At 72.1% G+C, this 19,520-nt stretch carries 16 protein-coding genes; 1 reads left to right on the forward strand and 15 read right to left on the reverse strand.

Translation table 11 applies throughout. The features are described from left to right. Positions 1-6: 6 nt before the first annotated feature. From Q2K21_RS22670 to fmt, 12 genes are all read right to left on the reverse strand, one after another. Complete coding sequence (locus Q2K21_RS22670; RefSeq protein ID WP_310781174.1) at positions 7-456, reverse strand: roadblock/LC7 domain-containing protein; 450 nt, start codon at positions 454-456, stop codon at positions 7-9. Beyond that, positions 446-2,797 (reverse strand): sensor histidine kinase, encoded by a 2,352-nt coding sequence (locus tag Q2K21_RS22675; protein ID WP_310774061.1) that lies wholly within the window; start codon positions 2,795-2,797, stop codon positions 446-448. The genes Q2K21_RS22670 and Q2K21_RS22675 overlap by 11 nt, the downstream gene beginning before the upstream one ends. A 231-nt stretch (positions 2,798-3,028) precedes the next feature. Then, positions 3,029-3,481, reverse strand: coding sequence for an Lrp/AsnC family transcriptional regulator (locus Q2K21_RS22680; RefSeq protein ID WP_310774064.1), 453 nt, complete (start codon positions 3,479-3,481; stop codon positions 3,029-3,031). Positions 3,482-3,491: 10 nt separating this feature from the next. Continuing rightward, entirely contained in the window at positions 3,492-5,033 is a 1,542-nt protein-coding gene (locus Q2K21_RS22685; protein WP_310774067.1) for an amino acid permease, read from the reverse strand. A gap of 252 nt (positions 5,034-5,285) precedes the next feature. After that, entirely contained in the window at positions 5,286-5,681 is a 396-nt protein-coding gene (locus tag Q2K21_RS22690; protein WP_310774070.1) for a hypothetical protein, read from the reverse strand. Between the two features lie 308 nt (positions 5,682-5,989). Next, positions 5,990-7,432: a GuaB1 family IMP dehydrogenase-related protein gene (locus Q2K21_RS22695; protein WP_310774073.1), complete on the reverse strand. Its 1,443-nt coding sequence runs from the start codon at positions 7,430-7,432 to the stop codon at positions 5,990-5,992. 107 nt (positions 7,433-7,539) lie between these two features. Continuing rightward, positions 7,540-7,893 (reverse strand): barstar family protein, encoded by a 354-nt coding sequence (locus Q2K21_RS22700; protein ID WP_310774076.1) that lies wholly within the window; start codon positions 7,891-7,893, stop codon positions 7,540-7,542. Beyond that, on the reverse strand, positions 7,890-8,288 hold the full coding sequence (locus Q2K21_RS22705) for a guanyl-specific ribonuclease (protein WP_310774078.1): 399 nt from the start codon (positions 8,286-8,288) through the stop codon (positions 7,890-7,892). Before Q2K21_RS22705 ends, Q2K21_RS22700 begins: the two co-directional genes overlap by 4 nt. A gap of 40 nt (positions 8,289-8,328) precedes the next feature. Continuing rightward, positions 8,329-9,372, reverse strand: a complete 1,044-nt coding sequence (locus Q2K21_RS22710) for a sugar-binding transcriptional regulator (RefSeq protein ID WP_310781176.1) — start codon at positions 9,370-9,372, stop codon at positions 8,329-8,331. Positions 9,373-9,450: 78 nt separating this feature from the next. Further along, positions 9,451-10,137 carry a ribulose-phosphate 3-epimerase gene (rpe, locus tag Q2K21_RS22715; RefSeq protein WP_310774081.1) on the reverse strand — a complete coding sequence of 229 codons (687 nt, stop codon included), beginning with the start codon at positions 10,135-10,137 and terminating at the stop codon, positions 9,451-9,453. Positions 10,138-10,574: 437 nt separating this feature from the next. Further along, the gene (locus tag Q2K21_RS22720; RefSeq protein ID WP_310774083.1) at positions 10,575-11,993 is read right to left on the reverse strand and encodes an RsmB/NOP family class I SAM-dependent RNA methyltransferase; all 1,419 of its coding nucleotides are present in this window, start codon (positions 11,991-11,993) and stop codon (positions 10,575-10,577) included. 131 nt (positions 11,994-12,124) lie between these two features. Next, entirely contained in the window at positions 12,125-13,057 is a 933-nt protein-coding gene (fmt, locus tag Q2K21_RS22725) for a methionyl-tRNA formyltransferase (protein WP_310774085.1), read from the reverse strand. A 449-nt stretch (positions 13,058-13,506) separates the two neighbouring features. Between fmt and Q2K21_RS22730 the strand changes: the two genes are divergently transcribed. Next, on the forward strand, positions 13,507-14,040 hold the full coding sequence (locus Q2K21_RS22730) for a hypothetical protein (RefSeq protein WP_310774087.1): 534 nt from the start codon (positions 13,507-13,509) through the stop codon (positions 14,038-14,040). 300 nt (positions 14,041-14,340) lie between these two features. Here the strand turns inward: Q2K21_RS22730 and Q2K21_RS22735 are convergent, their stop codons facing one another. The 3 genes from Q2K21_RS22735 to coaBC form a co-directional block, all read right to left on the reverse strand. Further along, complete coding sequence (locus tag Q2K21_RS22735; protein ID WP_310774088.1) at positions 14,341-16,509, reverse strand: primosomal protein N'; 2,169 nt, start codon at positions 16,507-16,509, stop codon at positions 14,341-14,343. A gap of 297 nt (positions 16,510-16,806) precedes the next feature. Further along, entirely contained in the window at positions 16,807-18,015 is a 1,209-nt protein-coding gene (gene metK / locus Q2K21_RS22740; protein ID WP_310774090.1) for a methionine adenosyltransferase, read from the reverse strand. Between the two features lie 239 nt (positions 18,016-18,254). Next, positions 18,255-19,457 carry a bifunctional phosphopantothenoylcysteine decarboxylase/phosphopantothenate--cysteine ligase CoaBC gene (gene coaBC / locus Q2K21_RS22745; RefSeq protein WP_310774092.1) on the reverse strand — a complete coding sequence of 401 codons (1,203 nt, stop codon included), beginning with the start codon at positions 19,455-19,457 and terminating at the stop codon, positions 18,255-18,257. Positions 19,458-19,520: the final 63 nt, after the last annotated feature.

Below are 19,520 nucleotides of genomic sequence, written 5' to 3' on the forward strand. Positions count from 1 at the left end.
GCCGGATCAGCGGCCCGCGGGGTCCGCGGCCGAGCGCATGGCGGCGTCCATGTGGCGGCCGACCCGGCGGACGAGCAGTGCCATCTCGTGGGCCAGCTGTCCGATGTCGGTCTGCACCTCGCTGAGCACCGCCAGCCTGCTCCCGTCGCCGGCCGGTGTGATGAAGAGGTAGGCGTCGTCGAGCATCACCATGGTCTGCCGTACCGAACCGGCCGCGAACCGCTCCCCCGCCGAGCGGGCCAGGCTGTGGAAGCCGGAGCAGACGGCGGCGAGATGCTCGATGTCCCGTCTGCGCATGCCCTCCGAGCAGCTCAGCGGGAGGCCGTCCGCGGTGAGGAGGACGGCCTGGCGCACGTGGTCGGTCCTGGTCACAAGGTCGTCGAGCAGCCAGCCGAGGTCCGTGCCGGGCGGCCGGTCCGCCTCGGCGGGGTGCTCGGGGGTCTGGTCAGGGCGCATCGTCGGCATCCGTCCCTTCCTCGGTGTCGGTTCGCTCCATGGAGGCCTCGGTTCGCTCCGTAGAGGCGTCGGTTCGCTCCATGGAGGCCTCGGTTCGCTCCGTAGAGGCGTCGGTTCGCTCCGTGGGTCCGGTGCTCGTGGGGATGCCCTTGCGGCCACGGTCCAGGCCGCGCTGATAGGCGCCGAAGATCGCCCGCACCTCCTCGGCGTTCACCTCGCGTGCCGGGATGTCATCGGGGGACGGGGCCTCGGTGCGCAGGCCGCGGGCGAGGGAGGTCTGGCGGACGCGGGTGGGGAGGGAGGGAGCACCAGGGGTCGGGGCGCCGAACCCTCGACCGTCCGTCGTGCCACCGACCCCACGACCGTCCGTCGTGTCGCGTGAGGGCTGCCGCCGTACCCGCTCTTCGTCCGGCGGCGCCGGTGTTCCGGGCTCCACATCCGCCAGGACCGCCTCCGGCAGCAGGACCACCGCCGTGGTACCGCCGTACGGCGACCGGCACAGCGTGACCTCGATGCCGTGCCGGGCGGCGAGCCGGCCCACGACGTACAGCCCGAGCCGGTCGTGCCGCGTCGGGTCGAAGTCCTCCGGGCCGTTAACGGTGCGGTGGGCCTCGTCGATCTGGTCGGAGTCGAGGCCGAGGCCGCGGTCGTCGATCTCCAGGACGAACCCGCCCCGGGCCCGGCCGACGCGCAGGGTGACCTGGGTGTGGGGCGGCGAGAACACGGTGGCGTTCTCGAGGAGTTCGGCGATCAGGTGCACGACGTCGGCGACGGCGTCCGCGGCGACGCCCGCCTCCGGCATCGGCGGGACCACTACGCGCGCGTAGTCCTCGATCTCGCTCACCGCGGAGGACACCACGTCGGCGACGGGCACGGGCCGCCGCCATCTGCGGCCGGGCGCCGCGCCGGAGAGGATGATCAGGCTCTCCGCATGGCGCCGCATCCGGGTGGTCAGGTGGTCGATCCGGAACAGCTCCGCCAGGATGTCCGGATCGTCCGTACGCCGTTCCAGCGTGTCGACGAGCTTCAGCTGGCGGTGGACGAGCGCCTGGTTGCGTCGCGCGATGTTGAGCAGCACGGCGAAGAGCCCACGGCGCAGAGTGGCCTGTTTGACGGCTGCCTCGACGGCCGCCAGGCGTGCGGTGTTGAAGGCCCGGCCGACCTGGCCGATCTCGTCGGGCTTGAGTTCCCGGTCGGCCAGAGGTGGCGCCTCGGCGAGCGCGTCCACCTCCTCGCCCGCGCTCAGCCGCGCCATCACGTCCGGGAGCTGGCGGGCGGTCAGCAGGTCGGCGGCGTCCCGCAGCGTCTCCAGGCGAAGTGAGATGCGGCGGGCGCCACGCACCGCGAACCACAGTGACAGGCCCACGGCGGCCAGCCCGACCACTCCGACGGCGGCGGCCCTGGTCAGCTCCCGGTAGGCGAACGCCCGTCCGCGTGCGGCGGAGTTCTTGGCCGATCGGGTGCACAGCAGCATGTACCGCTTGACCGCCCGGTCGGTGGTCGTCCGCCACGAGTCGGCCGTGACGGCCCTGCCCGCGTTGTCGGCACCTGCCCGCAGCAGGGCGTCCTCGCCTGCGGTCAGCGCCCGGTGCACCGCGCCGCGCTGGAACTCCTCGAAGAGCGTCCTGGAGTCGGACGGCAGGTCGGGCACGTAGGTCCGCTCGAAGACGCGCCGGTCCTCGATGGTCGCCGTGAGGGTGTCGTACTGGCGGTCGGTCAGGGTTCCGGCCGCCCGCGCCCCGGCGACGAGCGCGTCCTCGCGCGACACGAACTCCCGTACCCGCACCAGCTCGATGACGACCTGGGCCTCCCGCGCCAGTTGCCCGGCCTGCAGTGCGGTGAGCGCGGACTGGACGTCGAAGCCCGGCTCCACGAGGGCGTTGTACTCGGTCACCGCGCGGTCCCAGGAGATGCGGCCCGACAGCACGCGCTCCCGCAGCCCCTCCAGTCGGTCGACGGCGGCGATCATGGTGTCGAGCGACTGCCGCTGCCGGTCGGACAGGCGGCCGTGGTCCCCCTCGCGGAGGGCTTCACGCAGGGCGCTCACGGCCCGATCGGTGCGGCGCTGCTGCGCCAGCAGGTCGACAGCCGCTCCCGTGCGGTGGCGTCCGCCCAGGTAAGCGGCCGCGAGCCGCCGTTCGATCTGGATCTGTCCGATCGCGGTGTCGACGGGCGTGCCGAAGTCCTCGTAGACGTCCTGGACCCGGACAAGCCCGCGGAGTTCGCCGGTGACCGACACCATGGCGAAGCTCCACAGCGCCATCAGGGCTACCGCCGGTGCGAGCGCGAGCGTCACGATCCGGGCGCGGACCGTGGTGGGACGGCCGAAGGGCCAGCGCATGGTCTCCCCAGGGCGACGGAACGGTCGGGTGGCCGGGGCGGGGGTCGGTTACCCGCAGGTGTTACCCGCGGGTAGCGAGTGTCGCACAACCTACGGGATGGCCCTCGGGAACCGCAATGGTTGCCTGGGGTAACCCCAAAGTTCCGCTCGACGGCCCTCTCCGGTCTCGGGCCGCGACACCGCCCGCGCTCGACACTCGAAGCGTGCCGCCTGTCGCCCGTCGCCCGTCGCCTACGTCGGCGAGCCCGAGGAGAATCGCCGCAGCAGCGGCGACAGCACCAGCACGGACTTCGTCCGTTCCACGAACGGCTCGCCCGCGATGCGCTCCAGGACGCGCTCGAAGTGGCGCATGTCGGAGGCGAAGACCTGGACGATCGCGTCCGCCTCACCCGTGACGGTGGAGGCGGCCACGACCTCCTGGTAGCGCTCCAGACCCCGCTGGATGGTCTCCGGCGAGGTGTTGCGCCGGCAGTAGATCTCGACGAACCCCTCGGTCTCCCAGCCGAGCGCTCCCGGGTCGACGCGAACGGTGAACCCGGTGATGGCACCAGTGGCACGCAGCCGGTCCACCCGCCGCTTCACGGCGGGAGCGGACAGGCCGACCAGTTGCCCGATGTCCGCGTAGGAGCGGCGGGCGTCCTCGGCGAGGGCGTGCACGATGCGTTCGTCGAGATCGTTCAGCAAGGCGGGTGGTTCACTTCTGTGCGATGACTGCGGATGCCGCGGGGTCCGTGACGGCGGATGCCGCAGGGTCCGTGACGGCGGATGCCACGGGGTCCGCGGCGGCCAGCCGGGAGCGCCGGTGGCCGTAACTGAAGTAGAACACGAGCCCGACGGCCATCCAGACCCCGAAGACCACCCAGGTGACGGCCGAGAGGCTGCCCATCATCCACACGCAGAACGCGAAGCCGAGCGCCGGCAGCACCGGCGACAGCGGCACCCGGAAGGTGCGGGGCATGTGCGGACGCGTCCGGCGCAGCACCACGACCGCGACGTTGACCAGCGCGAAGGCGAACAGCGTGCCGATGCTGGTGGCGTCGGCGAGCTGCCCGAGCGGGATCGCGGCGGCCAGGACACCGCAGAAGACGGACACGATGACGGTGTTGGCGCGGGGCGTGCCGGTGCGCGGGTGGACGCGCGAGAACACCTTGGGCACGAGGCCGTCCCGGGACATAGCGAAGAGGATGCGCGTCTGGCCGTACAGCACGGTCAGCACGACGCTCGCGATGGCGATGACCGCGCAGGCCGCGAGGAGCGTGCCCCAGAACGTCTGACCGGTGACGTTCTTCATGATCTCGGCGAGAGCGGCCTCCGAGTCGTTGAACCGCCGCCACGGCTTGGCGCCCACGGCGACGGCCGCGACGAGGACGTACAGCGCGGTGACGATGACGAGCGACAGCATGATCGCGCGCGGCAGGTCGCGCTGCGCGTTCTTCGCCTCCTCACCGGCCGTGGAGGCGGCGTCGAAGCCGATGTACGAGAAGAAGAGCGTGGCCCCGGCGGCGCTGACGCCGGCCATGCCGAGCGGCATGAAGTTCGCGTAGTTGCCGGAGCGGAAGCCCTGGATGCCGATCAGGCAGAACAGGACGAGCGCGGCGATTTTCACCACGACCATGATCGTGTTGGCGCGCGCGGACTCCTTGGCGCCGCCGAGCAGGAACGCCATGGCGAGCAGGACGACGATCAGGGCGGGCAGGTTGAAGACGCCGCCGTCTCCGGGCGGCGCGGACAGGGCGTCCGGGATGGTGACGCCGAGAGTGCCGTCGAGCAGCTCGTTGAGGTACTCGCCCCAGCCGACCGCGACGGCGGCGACCGAGACGCCGTACTCCAGCACCAGACACCAGCCGCAGACCCAGGCGATCAGCTCGCCCATCGTTGCGTACGCATACGAGTACGAGGACCCGGAGACCGGGATCGTGCCCGCCAGCTCGGCGTACGAAAGGGCGGAGAACAGCGCCGTGAGACCGGCGATCACGAAGGACAGGGTGACGGCCGGACCGGCCTTGGGGACGGCCTCGCCGAGGACCACGAAGATGCCCGTGCCGAGCGTGGCACCGATACTGATCATGGTCAGCTGCCACAGCCCGAGGGAACGCCGCAGCGTCCCTCCCTCGCCCTGGCCGCCCTCGGCGACAAGGCGTTCCACGGGCTTGCGGCGCATCAGACGCGCGCCGAGCCCGGGATTCGCGGGGGCTGGATGACTGCGGGACTGCGGGGGTGCGCCTTGGTCGAGCACGCGTCGGCTCCTTATCGCTGCCGTCAAAGGGCAGGCGGGACCGGTGGCATCCCCGGAGCGGGGACCCACCGAGCGGGGTCCTCGCCACGCCACGTACAGCGCATGACCCTACGAGTGCGCCCTTCACGGGCGTAATGCAGCAACCTTGCGCATCTCCGCAAGATCCTTGCGTTCATCGGGGAGTCGCGCCTGTTCGTTGCGCAAGCCCTTTCGATGGTTGCGCCCGGCGGAGGCGGGACCGTCCGGCGGCCCTCAGACCTCTCCCGGCTCCCCGGCGATCCCCCGCGCCTCGGCCACGTCCGTCGCGTCGAACCCCAGCTGTCCCGGCTTTCCGTACGCCGCCGCCTGTGCGTCGATCCAGCGGGTGTGGGCCTCCCAGGCGGCCTGCTTGCTGGTGCCGAGCGCGGCGCCGATCTGTGCCCAGGAGGCGCCTGCCTCACGCGCCGCGCGCACGGTGAGCTGCCGCCCGTACGCCGCCTTGCGGGCCACGACCTCGCTCAGCGCCAGCAGTTCGAGCAGCTCACCCCGGTCCGGCGCCTCGGCGTCGCTCCCGGCCCCCGCGAGGGACTCCCGCATGCGCAGGTCCTCGAGCCGGGCCACGGCGGTGGCCAACGTGTACTGGGACTCGATGCTCTGCGGTGTCGTCATGCCCTCAGACTCTCGTCAAGGCTGCTTGACGTCAAGACGGCCTGACGGCAGCTCCTTGGCGAGGAACGTGCACGAGTTGATCTCGGGGCATCGAGCCTGTTGATCCCGGCCAGCCAGGCCTCGCGGTGCGCACGTCGGGCGCGGGGCAGTCGTCCCAGCGCACCTCGGCGTGCCCGACGGGCCGTACGTCGGTCCTTCCGCCTTCCGCCCTTCCGACCGTGCGGGCGGGCACCCGGACACGCGGACGGCCCCCGCTGTCCCACCGACGGGACACCAGGGGCCGTACCAGCCGTACCAAAGGGAGTGCGTCAGCTCCAGCTGGCGTGGAGCGGCTTGCCCTCCGCGTAGCCCGCCGCGCTCTGGATGCCCACGACGGCCCGCTCGGCGAACTCCTCCAGGGAGCCCGCACCCGCGTACGTGCAGGACGAGCGGACGCCCGCGATGATCGAGTCGATCAGGTCCTCGACGCCCGGGCGGGCCGGGTCGAGGAACATGCGGGAGGTCGAGATGCCCTCCTCGAACAGCCCCTTGCGGGCACGGTCGTACGCCGACTCCTCCGACGTGCGGTTGCGCACCGCACGCGCCGACGCCATGCCGAACGACTCCTTGTACAGGAGCCCGTTCGCATCCTGCTGGAGGTCGCCCGGAGACTCGTACGTGCCCGCGAACCACGAGCCGATCATCACGTTGGACGCCCCGGCCGCCAGTGCCATCGCGACATCGCGGGGGTGGCGGACCCCGCCGTCGGCCCACACGTGCTTGCCGTACTTCTTCGCCTCGGCCGCACACTCGAGGACCGCCGAGAACTGCGGGCGGCCGACACCCGTCATCATGCGCGTGGTGCACATGGCGCCGGGGCCCACGCCGACCTTGACGATGTCCGCGCCCGCCTCGATCAGGTCGCGGACGCCCTCGGCGGCGACGACATTGCCCGCCACGATCGGCACCTGCGGGTCCAGCGCGCGCACGGCCCTGATGGTGTTGAGCATCGACTCCTGGTGGCCGTGTGCGGTGTCGATGACGAGCGTGTCGACGCCCGCGTCGAGCAGTTGCTTGGCCCTGCCGACCGCGTCGCCGTTGATACCGACGGCGGCGGCGATGCGCAGCCTGCCGTCGGCGTCGGTGGCCGGCGTGTAGAGCGTGGCGCGCAGGGCGCCCTTGCGGGTGAGGATGCCGGCGAGCTTGCCGTCCTTGTCCACGGCGGGCGCATAGCGGCGGTTGGCGCCGTCGAGGGTGTTGAAGGCCTCGCGCGGATCGATGTCGGCGTCGAGCAGCAGCAGGTCCTTCGACATGACCACTTCGAGCTGCGTGAAGCGGTCCACGCCGGAGAGGTCGGCGTCGGTGACCACGCCGATCGGCCGGTGCTCCCCGTCGACGACCACACCCGCGTTGTGCGCGCGCTTCGGCAGCAGCGCGAGGGCGTCGGCGACCGTCTGGTGCGGGGCGAGCACGATCGGGGTGTCCAGCACCAGGTGGCGGCCCTTGACCCAGGAGATGACCTCGGTGACCACGTCGATCGGGATGTCCTGCGGTATGACGACCAGGCCGCCGCGGCGGGCCACCGTCTCCGCCATGCGGCGGCCGGCGATCGCGGTCATGTTGGCGACGACCAGCGGGATGGTGGTGCCCGAACCGTCCGGGGAGGCGAGGTCCACGCCCTGGCGGGAGCCGACCGAGGAGCGGCTCGGCACCATGAAGACGTCGTCGTAGGTCAGGTCGTACGCGGGCTGGATGTCATTGAGGAAACGCACGTGCTGCACATCCCAGTCGATCAGAGGCGGCCCCCTGACAGGTCAGCCAGGGGGAAGAGCACGTACTTCATTCTCCCATGACGGGGGGTCCGCAATCCCTGGACAGATCATCCAGGCAGGTCAGAGGGTCGTTCGTGGGATCCTCCAAGGGCGAGCGCCACGGTGAGCCCCGGCGTCCGGTCCGCCGCCTCGGCGAACACCTCGCGGGCGATCTCCCACTCCTCGGGCCGCGCCTTCGCGTACGGCTGCCAGCCCCGTACGACGAGCAGCAGGCCCTTCTCGACTCCGTCGGCGGGCCAGACACTTCCGTCGCCGAGCGAGTCCGCGAGCGCGTCCCAGTTGCGGCCGAACCAGTCCGGCAGCTCCAGGGCGCGCACGATCCGCTCCATGAACGCCGCCTTGTCGGCGACCCCGTGAAGGTCCAGCGTGACGACGAGCGGGGCCGCCAGGTCGTCGGTCATCTCAGCACCGCCCGGAAGGATTTGTAGTGATCACCGGTGTAGTAGATCTCCCCGCCCTGTCCGGTGACAATGCGCCGGGCCCCACGGTCCCTCGAGCCCGGCGTCCGCACGGTGTACTCGTGGTAGTAGCCGCGCCGGTGCCGGGGCAGCAGGCGCTCGAAGTTGCCGAAGACGACGCCGTCCTGGGCGTACGGGAAGGGGCCGCCCTTGTCGATGAGGGCGAGGGTCCCCCGAGCCTCGGCCGGGAGCCGGGACAGCTTGACGGTGGCCATGTGGCCGGCCCACGACGGTGCCGGCGGGGAGGCGCCGGTGGTGTGCGGGGAACACCCGGTGAGCAGGACGGTCAGGCAGAGGAACAGGCCCGCGAGCACGCGGGGGACGTACCGCGTCAGCATGGCGTCGATGCTGCCACGGCTGCCCCCGCGCGCCCGGTTGTCAGGACCCGTCCGGGTCCGCCCGGTTCAGGGCCGGCTTCGGGGTCGGGCCCGCCGTCATCAGGTAGTCCGCCGCCGACGTGTCCGTCACCAGGCTGGTGACGAGCCCGGAGCGCAGCACCGCGTCGATCGCTGCCGCCTTCCGCTGCCCGCCCGCGATCGCGACGACCTCGGGGACACGACGCAACTGGTCCGCCTTCACGGTGATGCATCGTTCCCCCAGGTCCCGTCCGACCCGGCGGCCCTCGGTGTCGAAGAGGTGCGCGGACATCTCGGCGGCGACACCGAGGGACGCGTAGTGGGCGCGCTCCTCGTCGCTGAGCATGTCGTGCACCGTCGAGATGCCGGGCTCCCAGGAGCCGATGGAGACACAGGCGACCGTGACCTTGTCGAAGTACTCGAAGGCGCGGGCGATCCCGGTCTGGTTGCGCAGCGCTGCGGCGGTCGCCGCGTCCGGCAGCAGCATCGGCGCGTAGATGGGGTGCGCGTCCCCGCCCGACACCTGCGCGGCACGGCGCACCGCCTCCACCGAGCCGCGCTCGGCCGTCCCGGCGTCGTACACGCCCGTCAACTGCACCACCGTGCACGGCGGCAGCCGGTCCAGGGCGGCCGCCATGTTGATGGTGGAGCGGCCCCAGGCCAGGCCCAGCACATCGCCCTCGGTCACCAGTTCGCCGAGCAGGTCGGCAGCCACCTCGCCGAGGTTCTCGGGGTCGGGCGACTCCTCGGCGTCGGCCGGGGACTCGACCACGACGGCATGCCTGAGGCCGTAGCGGGCGCGCAGCGCGTCGGAGCGCTCGGCGTCCAGCTCGGCCGGCACACGGATCTCGATCCGCACGAGATCACGTTCGAGAGCGGTCTCCAGAACCCGGGCCACCTTGAAGCGGCTGACGCCGAACTCCTCCGCGATCTGGATCTTGGACTTGCCCTCGAGATAGAAGCGACGGGCCATGGCCGCCGCCTGCACCAGCTCAGCGGGTCCCATCCGCATGGCTGACCGGCCCGCCGACATACCCGACACGGCCATCTCCTCACTGCTGTTCACACTCTGCATTCGCCGTTCATCCTTGCAGATCCGGCGTACTTGATCAGCCCGGACGGTCGGCGTTCAGATTTCGTTGGCTCAGTCGTCGCACGCCCACGAGGAACGGGCCGTGGCCCGCTCCGCCTGGGTGCGCAATGCACGTACCGCCGCGGATGGGTCGGCCGCCCCGTACACCGCCGACCCTGCCACGAAGACGTCCGCTCCCGCCTCCGCGCACTGCTCGATGGTGGAGGCCGAGACTCCACCATCGACCTGCAGCCACAGCTCCAGACCGTGCTTGCTGATCAGCTCACGGGTGCGGCGGATCTTGGGCAGCATGATGTCCAGGAACGCCTGGCCGCCGAAGCCGGGCTCGACCGTCATGATCAGCAGCATGTCCAGCTCGGGCAGCAGGTCCTCGTACGGCTCGATGGGCGTCGCGGGCTTGAGGGCCATGGAGGCCCGGGCACCCTTGGCCCGGATCTCACGCGCGAGCCGCACGGGCGCGGCGGCCGCCTCGGCGTGGAAGGTGACGGAGCTCGCACCCGCTTCGACGTACTGGGGCGCCCATCGGTCCGCGTCCTGGATCATCAGATGGCAGTCCAGCGGGGTGTCCGTCGCCCGGACCAGGGACTCCACGACCGGCACGCCGAGCGTGAGGTTCGGGACGAAGTGGTTGTCCATGACGTCGACATGGAGCCAATCGGCGCCCTCCACTGCCTTCGCCTCCTCGGCGAGGCGGGCGAAGTCGGCGGACAGGATGCTGGGGTTGATCTGCACGGCCATGACCCAAGCCTGCCATGCCCGACGACGGTTGTTGTCGTCGGTCCCGTCCCGCAGCTCGCCGCGGGGCGGCGCTCCACCCCACGGTCCCTGTGCGGACGCCACTCGTGGACGCCCCCGACCCACCGGCCGCTGCTTCCGCCGGTCGCTGCTCCCGGCGGTCACGGCGCCGCTCGGGAGACGCGCGACCCGGTCGGCGGAACAACGCCCGGCACCCAGCCCCACCCGGCAGATGCACGCCCGGTGCTCAGCCCCACCCGGCGGATCAACGCCCGGTACTCAGCCCCACCCGGCAGATCACCGCCCGACACCCCGCCCCACCCGGCAGATGAACGCCCGGTACTCAGCCCCACCCAGCAGATGAACGCCCGACACCCCACCCCACGCAGCAGATGAACGCCCGACACTCCGCCCCACCCGGCAGATCACCGCCCAAGTAATCAGCCCGTGCGGCGGATGAGCGCCAGGTACATCGCGTCGGTCCCGTGCAGATGCGGCCACAGCTGGATGTCGGGGCCGTCGCCGAGGGCCGGTATGCCGGGGAGCAGCGGCCTGGCGTCGATGAGTTCGGCGTCCGGGTGCTGCTTGAGCACGTCGTCGACCACCGCGCGGGTCTCGGCCAGGTGCGGCGAGCAGGTGGCGTAGCCGACGACGCCCCCGATCCGTACGGAGTCCAGAGCCGTACGCAGCAGGGCGCGCTGCAACGGCGCGAACCCCTCGAGATCCTCGGGCCGGCGCCGCCAGCGGGCCTCGGGACGGCGGCGCAGGGCACCGAGTCCCGTACAGGGCACGTCCATCAGGACGCGGTCGAACGTACCGGACCGCCACGGCGGCCGGGTCCCGTCGGCGGCGATGACCTGGTACGGCCCCGGGTTCCCGGCGAGCGCCTTCGCCACAAGCCCGGCCCGGTGCGGCTGCCTCTCGGAGGCGAGCAGCACGGCTCCGCGCTCGGCGGCCACGGCGGCGAGCAGCGCCGCCTTGCCGCCGGGCCCCGCACACCCGTCGAGCCACTTCTCGTCGGGTCCCTCCACAGGCGCGTTCGCGAGGGCGAGGGCGACGAGCTGGCTGCCCTCGTCCTGTACCCCCGCACGTCCTTCCCGTACGGCCTCCACGGCACCGGGCTCGCCGCCCTCGGTGAGCCGGACGGCGTAGGGCGACCAGCGCCCCGGCACCGCCGCCTCCTCACGCAGGAGTTCCTCGGTGGTGGCACGTCCCGGACGGGCGACGAGCGTGACCTCGGGCCGCTCGTTGTCGGCTTCGAGGAGATCCTCGATTCCGGCGCGCCCGCCGCCGAGGGCGTCCCACAGGGCGGACACGACCCAGCGGGGGTGCGAGTGCACGACGGCCAGATGGTCCTCGGGGTCCTCGTCGTACGGCGGCGCCACCCGCTCCAGCCAGCCGTCGAGGTCGTCCTGGGCGACCTTGCGCAGCACGGCGTTGACGAACTTGGCCCGCCCGTCGCCGAGCACGACGCGGGCGAGCTCGACGGTGGCGGACACCGCGGCGTGAGTGGGGATCCGGGTCCCCAGCAGCTGATGGACGCCGAGGCTCAACACGTCGAGGACGGGCGGATCGACATCGCGCAGCGGCCGGTCGACACAGGCCGCGACGATGGCGTCGTACGTCCCCTGCCGACGCAGCGTCCCGTACACCAGCTCGGTGGCGAGCGCAGCGTCCCGGACGTCGAAGTCGCCCTTCTCGCGCGCCTTGCGCAGCAGCGGCGGCAGGACGAGGTTCGCATACGCGTCCCGCTCGTCGACGGCCCGCAGCGCGTCGAAGGCGAGGATGCGGACGGGGTCCTTCTGGGGCCGGCGGTAGGGCTTGCCGGGCTTGCGGGGACGACGAGGCTGGTCGCTCACGAAAAGGTGCTCCGGGTGTGGGATGACGTGCGCTTTCCAGCGTACGCGTACGTCGGAAGGGTGGTGGAACGGGCCGGAAGGGCCATTGCCGCCGTGACGCCCGGCGGCGACGACCAAATCCGAATGACAGATCAGCTCCCGAGGGCCTCCGTGGCGCCGATCCGCACCCCGCGCGCCCAGTCGGCGGCCCGCATCGGCTTCTTGCCCTGCGCCTGCACCCACACCAGCTCGACGGCGTACGAACCGGTGCCGACATGCACGTTGTTCTTGCCCACGGAAAGCTGCCCCGGGGCGAGATCCGTCCGCTCCGTCACAAGCGCGACCTGGATGAGCTTGAGCCGCTCGCCGCGGAAGGTGGTCCAGGCGCCGGGCGCGGGCGTGCAGGCGCGCACCACGCGGTCGACGCGGAGCGCGGGCGTGGACCAGTCGACGTGGGCGTCCTCGACGGTGATCTTCGGCGCGAGCGTGACGCCCTCGGCGGGCTGGGGAACGGCCTTGAGGGTGCCGTCCTCGATCCCGTCCATGGTGGCGGCGAGCAGTCCGGCACCGGCGAAGGCGAGGCGGGTGAGCAGGTCGCCGCTGGTGTCGGTGGGCCGGACCTGCTCGGTGATGGTGCCGTAGACGGGCCCGGAGTCGAGCCCTTCCTCGATCAGGAAGGTGGAGGCGCCGGTGATCTCGTCGCCCGCCAGGAGGGAGTGCTGCACGGGGGCGGCACCGCGCCAGGCGGGCAGCAGGGAGAAGTGCAGGTTGACCCAGCCGTGGGCGGGGATGTCGAGGGCGACGCGGGGCAGGAGCGCACCGTAGGCGACGACGGGACAGCAGTCGGGCGCGATCTCCCGCAGCCGCGCGAGGAAGTCCTCGTCCCGGGGCCTGTTCGGCTTGAGGACCTCGATCCCGGCCTCCTCCGCCCGCTCGGCGACGGGACTGGCGACGAGCCTACGCCCACGCCCCGCCGGTGCGTCGGGCCGCGTGACGACGGCGGCCACCTCGTGCCGCCCGGACGCGAGCAGGGCGTCCAGCGCGGGAACGGCGACTTCGGGGGTACCTGCGAAGACAAGCCTCATGGGTGAGTGACGGCCTCTCGGGCGGGAGCTCTGACGGACCCACACGCGTCCGGCTGCGCGAAGGCGTACGGGCAGCGCACCAGTCTATGGGGCCGGGGTGCCCGGGGCGCGACGGCCGTCATGACGCGGGGCACGTGCGACTCACGGCGCGCGGCTCGCCTCGCCTCTCGGGGCATGCATACGCGCGAAACGCCCTCGGGCGTACTCCTTCGCACATCACCCCTCGGGGCGTACACATGCGCGAGCCACCCCTCGTGGTGTGTACACGCATGCCCGCTCCGGGGTCGTACACATGCACGCATCACCCCTCGGGGGCGTACGCATATGCCCTTACGCCCCCGCACCGTGACCACAGACCAAAAAGCGCGTTGGTCAAGAAAGAGTTGACCGCAACGGGCCGCCGCGATCGCGGCCCGACCCTTTTCAACGCCGGTTCGAGAGGCTTGTTCATGGCCGACCACGCAACCCACGACGCCCAGGCCCGGGCCAGCCTGCACTTGCTGGTGCGGGACATCGAACGGGTCCGCCGGCAGGTGGACGCACTGCGCACCCTCACCGCCCAGTTGGGCAACGTCTACCGCCCGCGCCGCTCCGGCCCGTCCACAGGCTTCGTCGTCTACGGACGCGCCCCCGCCCCGACCGTCCGCCTCGCCCAGGAACTGCGGGACAGCGTCGAGACGCTGGTCACGGCGGCCGTGGACTTCGACCGTTCACTCGGCTTCTCGTGGGACGCCGTGGGCTCAGCACTCGGAGTCACCAAGCAGGCGGTCCACCGCCGCTACGGCGCCCGCCGCGCCGCCGCCCAGGCAGCCGCCGAGACCGAGCGCTCGCCGGAGCCGTCCGGCACCCGCACGCTCAACGTGGGCGCGGGTATCCCCACGGTCCCCGCGGCCCGCTCGATGCCGACTCAGCCGACGGCCGGCAGCCCCACCCTCCGCGACGAGGTGAGGCCGACGGCGTTCCCCGGCCCGCGCAACGGCTGAGCCGCCCTCCTGTCTGCCTCCCGGGCCACCGGGAGGCAGCCGTACGGCCGCGCCGCACACCGGCTCGCGGGCACGGCCGTGCGAGGGATGTCCGGCCGCACCGCGGGGCGCCGAAAGGCGCGAGAAGGGCGCCGCAGCGCCGAGGAGCGCGGGAAGCGCGGCCACATCGGCCGCCGCCTCGACGCGAGGCGACGCGAGGCGAAGCGGGGCGAAACGGGGCGAAGCTAAGCAAGGCGAAGCAAGGCGAAGCAAGGCGAAGCAAGGCGAAGCAAGGCGCGCAAATCGAACCCCGATCGGAACTCATCCGATGTCCGGCGGATCAATCCGAATCCGCACCGCGTCACTGCCTCCGCTCCCGCCGCTCCCTCCACGCGCCGTCCGGGCCGCCAGCGCGGTCTTCAGCGCGGAGGCCAACGCGGCACCGCTCCCGGGCCGCACTCGGACGAGTGCCCGCTCCCACCGCTCACCCGGCGGCGGCCCTCCGGCCCGTCGCGGCCGCCCGGCCTCGCCGACCGGCACGGGCACCGGCCCCAACACCTCGGCGTCCGGCGGCAATTCGGCGCCACGAAGAAACTCCGCCACGGCCTCGGCCTTCCCCGACACGGCGGCCATCCGCGACACCGGCGGGAATCCCAGCTCGGCACGCTCGGCAAGCTCGCGCACCGCGTGCCCGACGGGGTCCCACCGGACGAGCGCCTGAACAGGCCGCAGGGTCGGTTCGGCCACGACCACGACGGTTCCACCCGCCGACTGCGGTCGCACGAGCGCACCCGCTCCGATCCACCGTCGCAGTGCGTCCTCCCCCGCGCGCAGGTCGGGCCGGGAAAGCATGGCCCAGCCGTCGAGGAGCAGCGCGGCCGCGTACCCTCCCTCGGCGACGGGCTCGGCCCCGGGGGTGCTGACGACGAGCGCCGATGTCGACGGCACCGTGTCCAGCACCTGCTCACGCCCCGAGGTCCGCACCGGAACGGCCGGGAACGCGCGTCCCAGTTCCTCGGCGGTCCGTCGCGCCCCCACGACCTGCGCCCGCAGCCGGAACCCGCCGCACTCCGGACAGTGCCAGGAGGTCTCCTCCCGCCCGCACCAACAGCACCGCAGCTCCCCGGCGTCCTGAGCGGCCAGGGGCCCGGCACAGTGCCGGCACCGGGCGGGGGCACGGCACTGCGCGCAGGCCATCCGGGGCACGTAGCCACGCCGGGGCACCTGCACGAGCACGGGGCCGTGCCGCAGCCCTTCCCGTACGACCTCCCAGGCGAGCGTCGGCAGGCGCGCCGCCCTGGCCGCCTCGTCCCGGGCGAGGTCCCCGTCCCCCACGGTCCGCACCAGGGGCGCGGCGGCCCGCACCTGCTCGCGATCGGCGACGAGCGGCGCGGCCCACCCGCTCTCGACGAGCTGGGCGGCCTCGACGGTGCAGCCCCAACCGCCCAGCAGGAAGGCGCACTTGTCGCGTGAGGCGCGCAGTTCGAGCACTTCACGGACATGCGGGAAGGGAGCGTTGTCGTCACTGTGACTGGCGTCCCCGTCGTCCCAGACGACGACGAGCCCGAGATTGCGTACGGGCGCGAACATGGCGGCTCGCGTGCCGACGACGGCGCGCACGGCACCGCGCCGCACGGCGAGCCACTCCCGGTACCGGCGCTCCTGCCCGGCGTCGGCGGTCAGCAGCGCGTGCTGCCCGTCCCCGATCAGCCCCCGCAGCGCGGCGTCGACCCGTGCGGCGGGCCGCCCGGCGGGCACGACGACCAACGCCCCGCGCCCGGAGGCAAGCGTCGCCTGCACGGCCAGAGCGATCTCTTCCGCCCATTGGGGCCCGGGCAGGGCGGTCCATACGGCCCGGGGCGAACCGCCGGAGGCCAGTGACCCGAGGAACTCCGCTCCCCGCCCGTAGCGTCGCCAGGACTTGGGATCGGGCGCGGAAGGCGGCGCGGGCGGCGGCCCCATCTCCGCGGCCTCCGCCCTGGCGTGCCGAGGCGGAACGGCGAGCTGCAGCACATCGGCGACGCTCCCCGCATACCGGTCGGCAACGGCCCGGGCGAGCCCGAGCAGCTCGGGGGAAAGGACGGGTTCGGGCGACACGACCTGGGCGAGCGCGGCGAGGGGCCCCGAGTAGTCGGACTCGGCCACGCGCTCGACGAGAAATCCGTCGATGAGCCCGCCCCCCTCGCGCCGACCTTCCCGCACGTTGCGCCCGCCGGCGCCGAACCGCACGCGGACCCTCACCCCGGGCCGGGCCACGGCGTCGAGCTCCTCGGGCACCGCATAGTCGAAGTACCGGTCGAGATGCAGCACACCCTTGTCGACCAGTACGCGCGCGACGGGCAGCTCCCTGGCCAACGCGGCTCCCCGCCACGTCCGCGGCTTGGCCCTGGGCTCCTTGGCCTTGCGCACGGCCTCCCGCATCAGTGCAAGCTGCTCGGGCGGCGCGGCCTCTTCCCCGCCCGCCCGCTGCTGCCCGTTCCCGCTGCTCACGCTTGCATTCTTACCAAACACCTCTGACACCGGCGCATGTCAGAGGCCCTCACAGCCCCGCACGCACCGGCCAGGATCCCGAGTTCAGTCCGGCGACGGCGAAAATCCCAAGTTTCACAGCACGCCACAGCGCGCTCCACCGAAGCAACCGCAGCCCTCGCACCGGGAGATCATCAGCCTAGGAACCCACAAGCCCACCCGGCCACTCATTTCCGAGGGCCGACCACTCATTTCCGACGCGCCGAGGCCCGGCCCCCCAGAAGGGCGCCGGGCCTCGTCGTACGAGCGCAGGAGGGCTTACAGCCCGGCCGCCTTCCGCAGCGCCTCCACCCGGTCCGTGCGCTCCCATGTGAAGTCGGGGAGCTCGCGGCCGAAGTGGCCGTACGCCGCCGTCTGGGCGTAGATCGGGCGGAGCAGGTCGAGGTCGCGGATGATCGCGGCCGGGCGGAGGTCGAAGACCTCGGTGATCGCGCTCTCGATCTTCTCGGCGTCGACCTTGGCCGTGCCGAAGGTCTCGACGAACAGGCCCACCGGCTCGGCCTTGCCGATCGCGTACGCGACCTGGACCTCGCAGCGGGACGCCAGGCCCGCGGCGACGACGTTCTTGGCGACCCAGCGCATCGCGTACGCCGCCGAGCGGTCCACCTTGGACGGGTCCTTGCCGGAGAACGCGCCGCCGCCGTGGCGGGCCATGCCGCCGTACGTGTCGATGATGATCTTGCGGCCGGTGAGGCCCGCGTCACCCATCGGACCGCCGATCTCGAAGCGGCCGGTGGGGTTGACCAGAAGGCGGTAGCCCTCGGTGTCCAGCTTGATGCCGTCGTCCAGCAGGGCCTTGAGCTCCGGCTCGACCACGAACTCGCGGATGTCGGGGGCCAGGAGCGACTCGAGGTCGATGTCGCTCGCGTGCTGCGAGGAGATGACCACCGTGTCCAGGCGGACCGCCTTGTCACCGTCGTACTCGATGGTGACCTGGGTCTTTCCGTCCGGGCGCAGGTACGGGATCGTGCCGTTCTTGCGGACATCGGAGAGGCGCTTGGACAGGCGGTGCGCCAGGAAGATCGGCAGCGGCATCAGCGTCGGGGTCTCGTCCGTCGCGTAGCCGAACATCAGGCCCTGGTCACCGGCGCCCTGGCGGTCCAGTTCGTCGTCGTCGCCCTCGACACGCGACTCGTACGCCGTGTCCACGCCCTGGGCGATGTCCGGGGACTGCGCGCCGATCGACACCGAGACACCACAGGACGCGCCGTCGAAGCCCTTCTTCGACGAGTCGTAGCCGATCTCCAGGATTGTGTTGCGGACCAGCGTCGCGATGTCCGCGTAGGCCTTGGTCGTGACCTCGCCGGCCACGTGCACCAGGCCGGTCGTGATCAGCGTCTCCACGGCGACCCGGGATGTCGGGTCCTCTCGGAGAAGCGCGTCGAGAATGGTGTCGCTGATCTGGTCAGCGATCTTGTCGGGGTGACCCTCGGTCACGGACTCCGAGGTGAACAGGCGACGGGACACAACGCTCCCTGTGGTTGCAGCGGCTGCTGGCTGATCATTGGCGGACGGGACGGGGGCTGCGCCCGGCGTCGTCCGAGAACAGTTTATCGGTCGCGCTCAGCCACCGGCCCACGTGTCTCGCCTCTCGGGAGCGCTGTGACCTGCGGCACGGGCATTCTGCCCAATGCCGAGCTCTCATTTCCAGAGTCGCCACGCCTCAATGTCCCCGGTTTCAGCGAGCCGCGAGAGGAATGCAACATTCAGCCCAGCCGACGGGCCACGAGATCCCATACCGTCTCGGCCAACGCTTCCTTCGGCCCGTACGGCACCGGGGTCTCACTGCCGTCGGCGCCCAGCACGACCGCCTCGTTCTCCTCGGAGCCGAAGGTCTTGCGCTCCCCCACCTCGTTCACCACGAGCAGGTCGCAGCCCTTGCGCTCCAGCTTCGTACGGCCGTTGGCCAGCACGTCGTCCGTCTCCGCGGCGAAACCGACGACCACCTGGCCCGGGCGGGCGCGGTCGGCCGAAATCTCCGCAAGAATGTCCGGATTCCTCACCAGGGCGATGGGCTCCGGGTCCTGGCCGTCCTTTTTCTTGATCTTTCCGGAGGCGTAGACGGCCGGACGGAAGTCCGCCACCGCCGCCGCCATCACCACGGCGTCCGCGTCCGCCGACGCCTTCAGCACCGCCTCGCGCATCTGGACCGCGGTCCCTACCTGTATGACGTCCACTCCGGCCGGGTCGGGCAGGCCCGTGTTCGCGGCGACCAGTGTGACGCGTGCGCCCCGGGCCGCGGCCGTCCGGGCGAGGGCGTAGCCCTGCTTGCCGGAGGAGCGGTTGCCGAGGAAGCGGACGGGGTCGAGGGGCTCGCGGGTGCCACCGGCGCTGACGACGACATGGCGGCCCTTGAGGTCCGGCTCGGCCACGCCCCGCGCCAGCACCCGGCGGCAGACCTCGAAGATCTCGGCCGGGTCGGGCAGTCGGCCCTTGCCCGTGTCGACACCGGTCAGGCGGCCGACCGCCGGTTCGATGACGACGGCGCCCCGGCGGCGCAGCGTCGCCACGTTCTCCTGAGTGGCCGGGTGTTCCCACATCTCCGTGTGCATGGCGGGCGCGAAGACGACCGGGCAGCGGGCGGTGAGGAGTGTGTTGGTCAGAAGGTCGTCGGCGAGGCCGTGGGCCGCCTTGGCGAGCATGTCGGCCGTGGCCGGGGCGACGACCACGAGGTCGGCGTGCTGGCCGATGCGGACGTGCGGAACCTCGTGGACGTCGTCCCAGACCTCGGTCGACACGGGGTTGCCGGAGAGGGCGGACCATGTCGCGGCGCCGACGAAGTGCAGCGCGGAGGCGGTCGGCACGACGCGCACGTCATGTCCGGACTCGGCCAGTCTGCGCAGCAGCTCGCACGCCTTGTACGCGGCGATCCCGCCACTGACCCCCAGAACGACCTTCGGCTTGCCCACCGGGCCTCCCTGCACTCGACACCCGTACGCCGCGGCTCATCGGCGTACGGGTCTATGACACAC

Source organism: Streptomyces sp. CGMCC 4.7035 (assembly GCF_031583065.1).
Taxonomy (GTDB): Bacteria; Actinomycetota; Actinomycetes; order Streptomycetales; family Streptomycetaceae; genus Streptomyces; species Streptomyces yaanensis.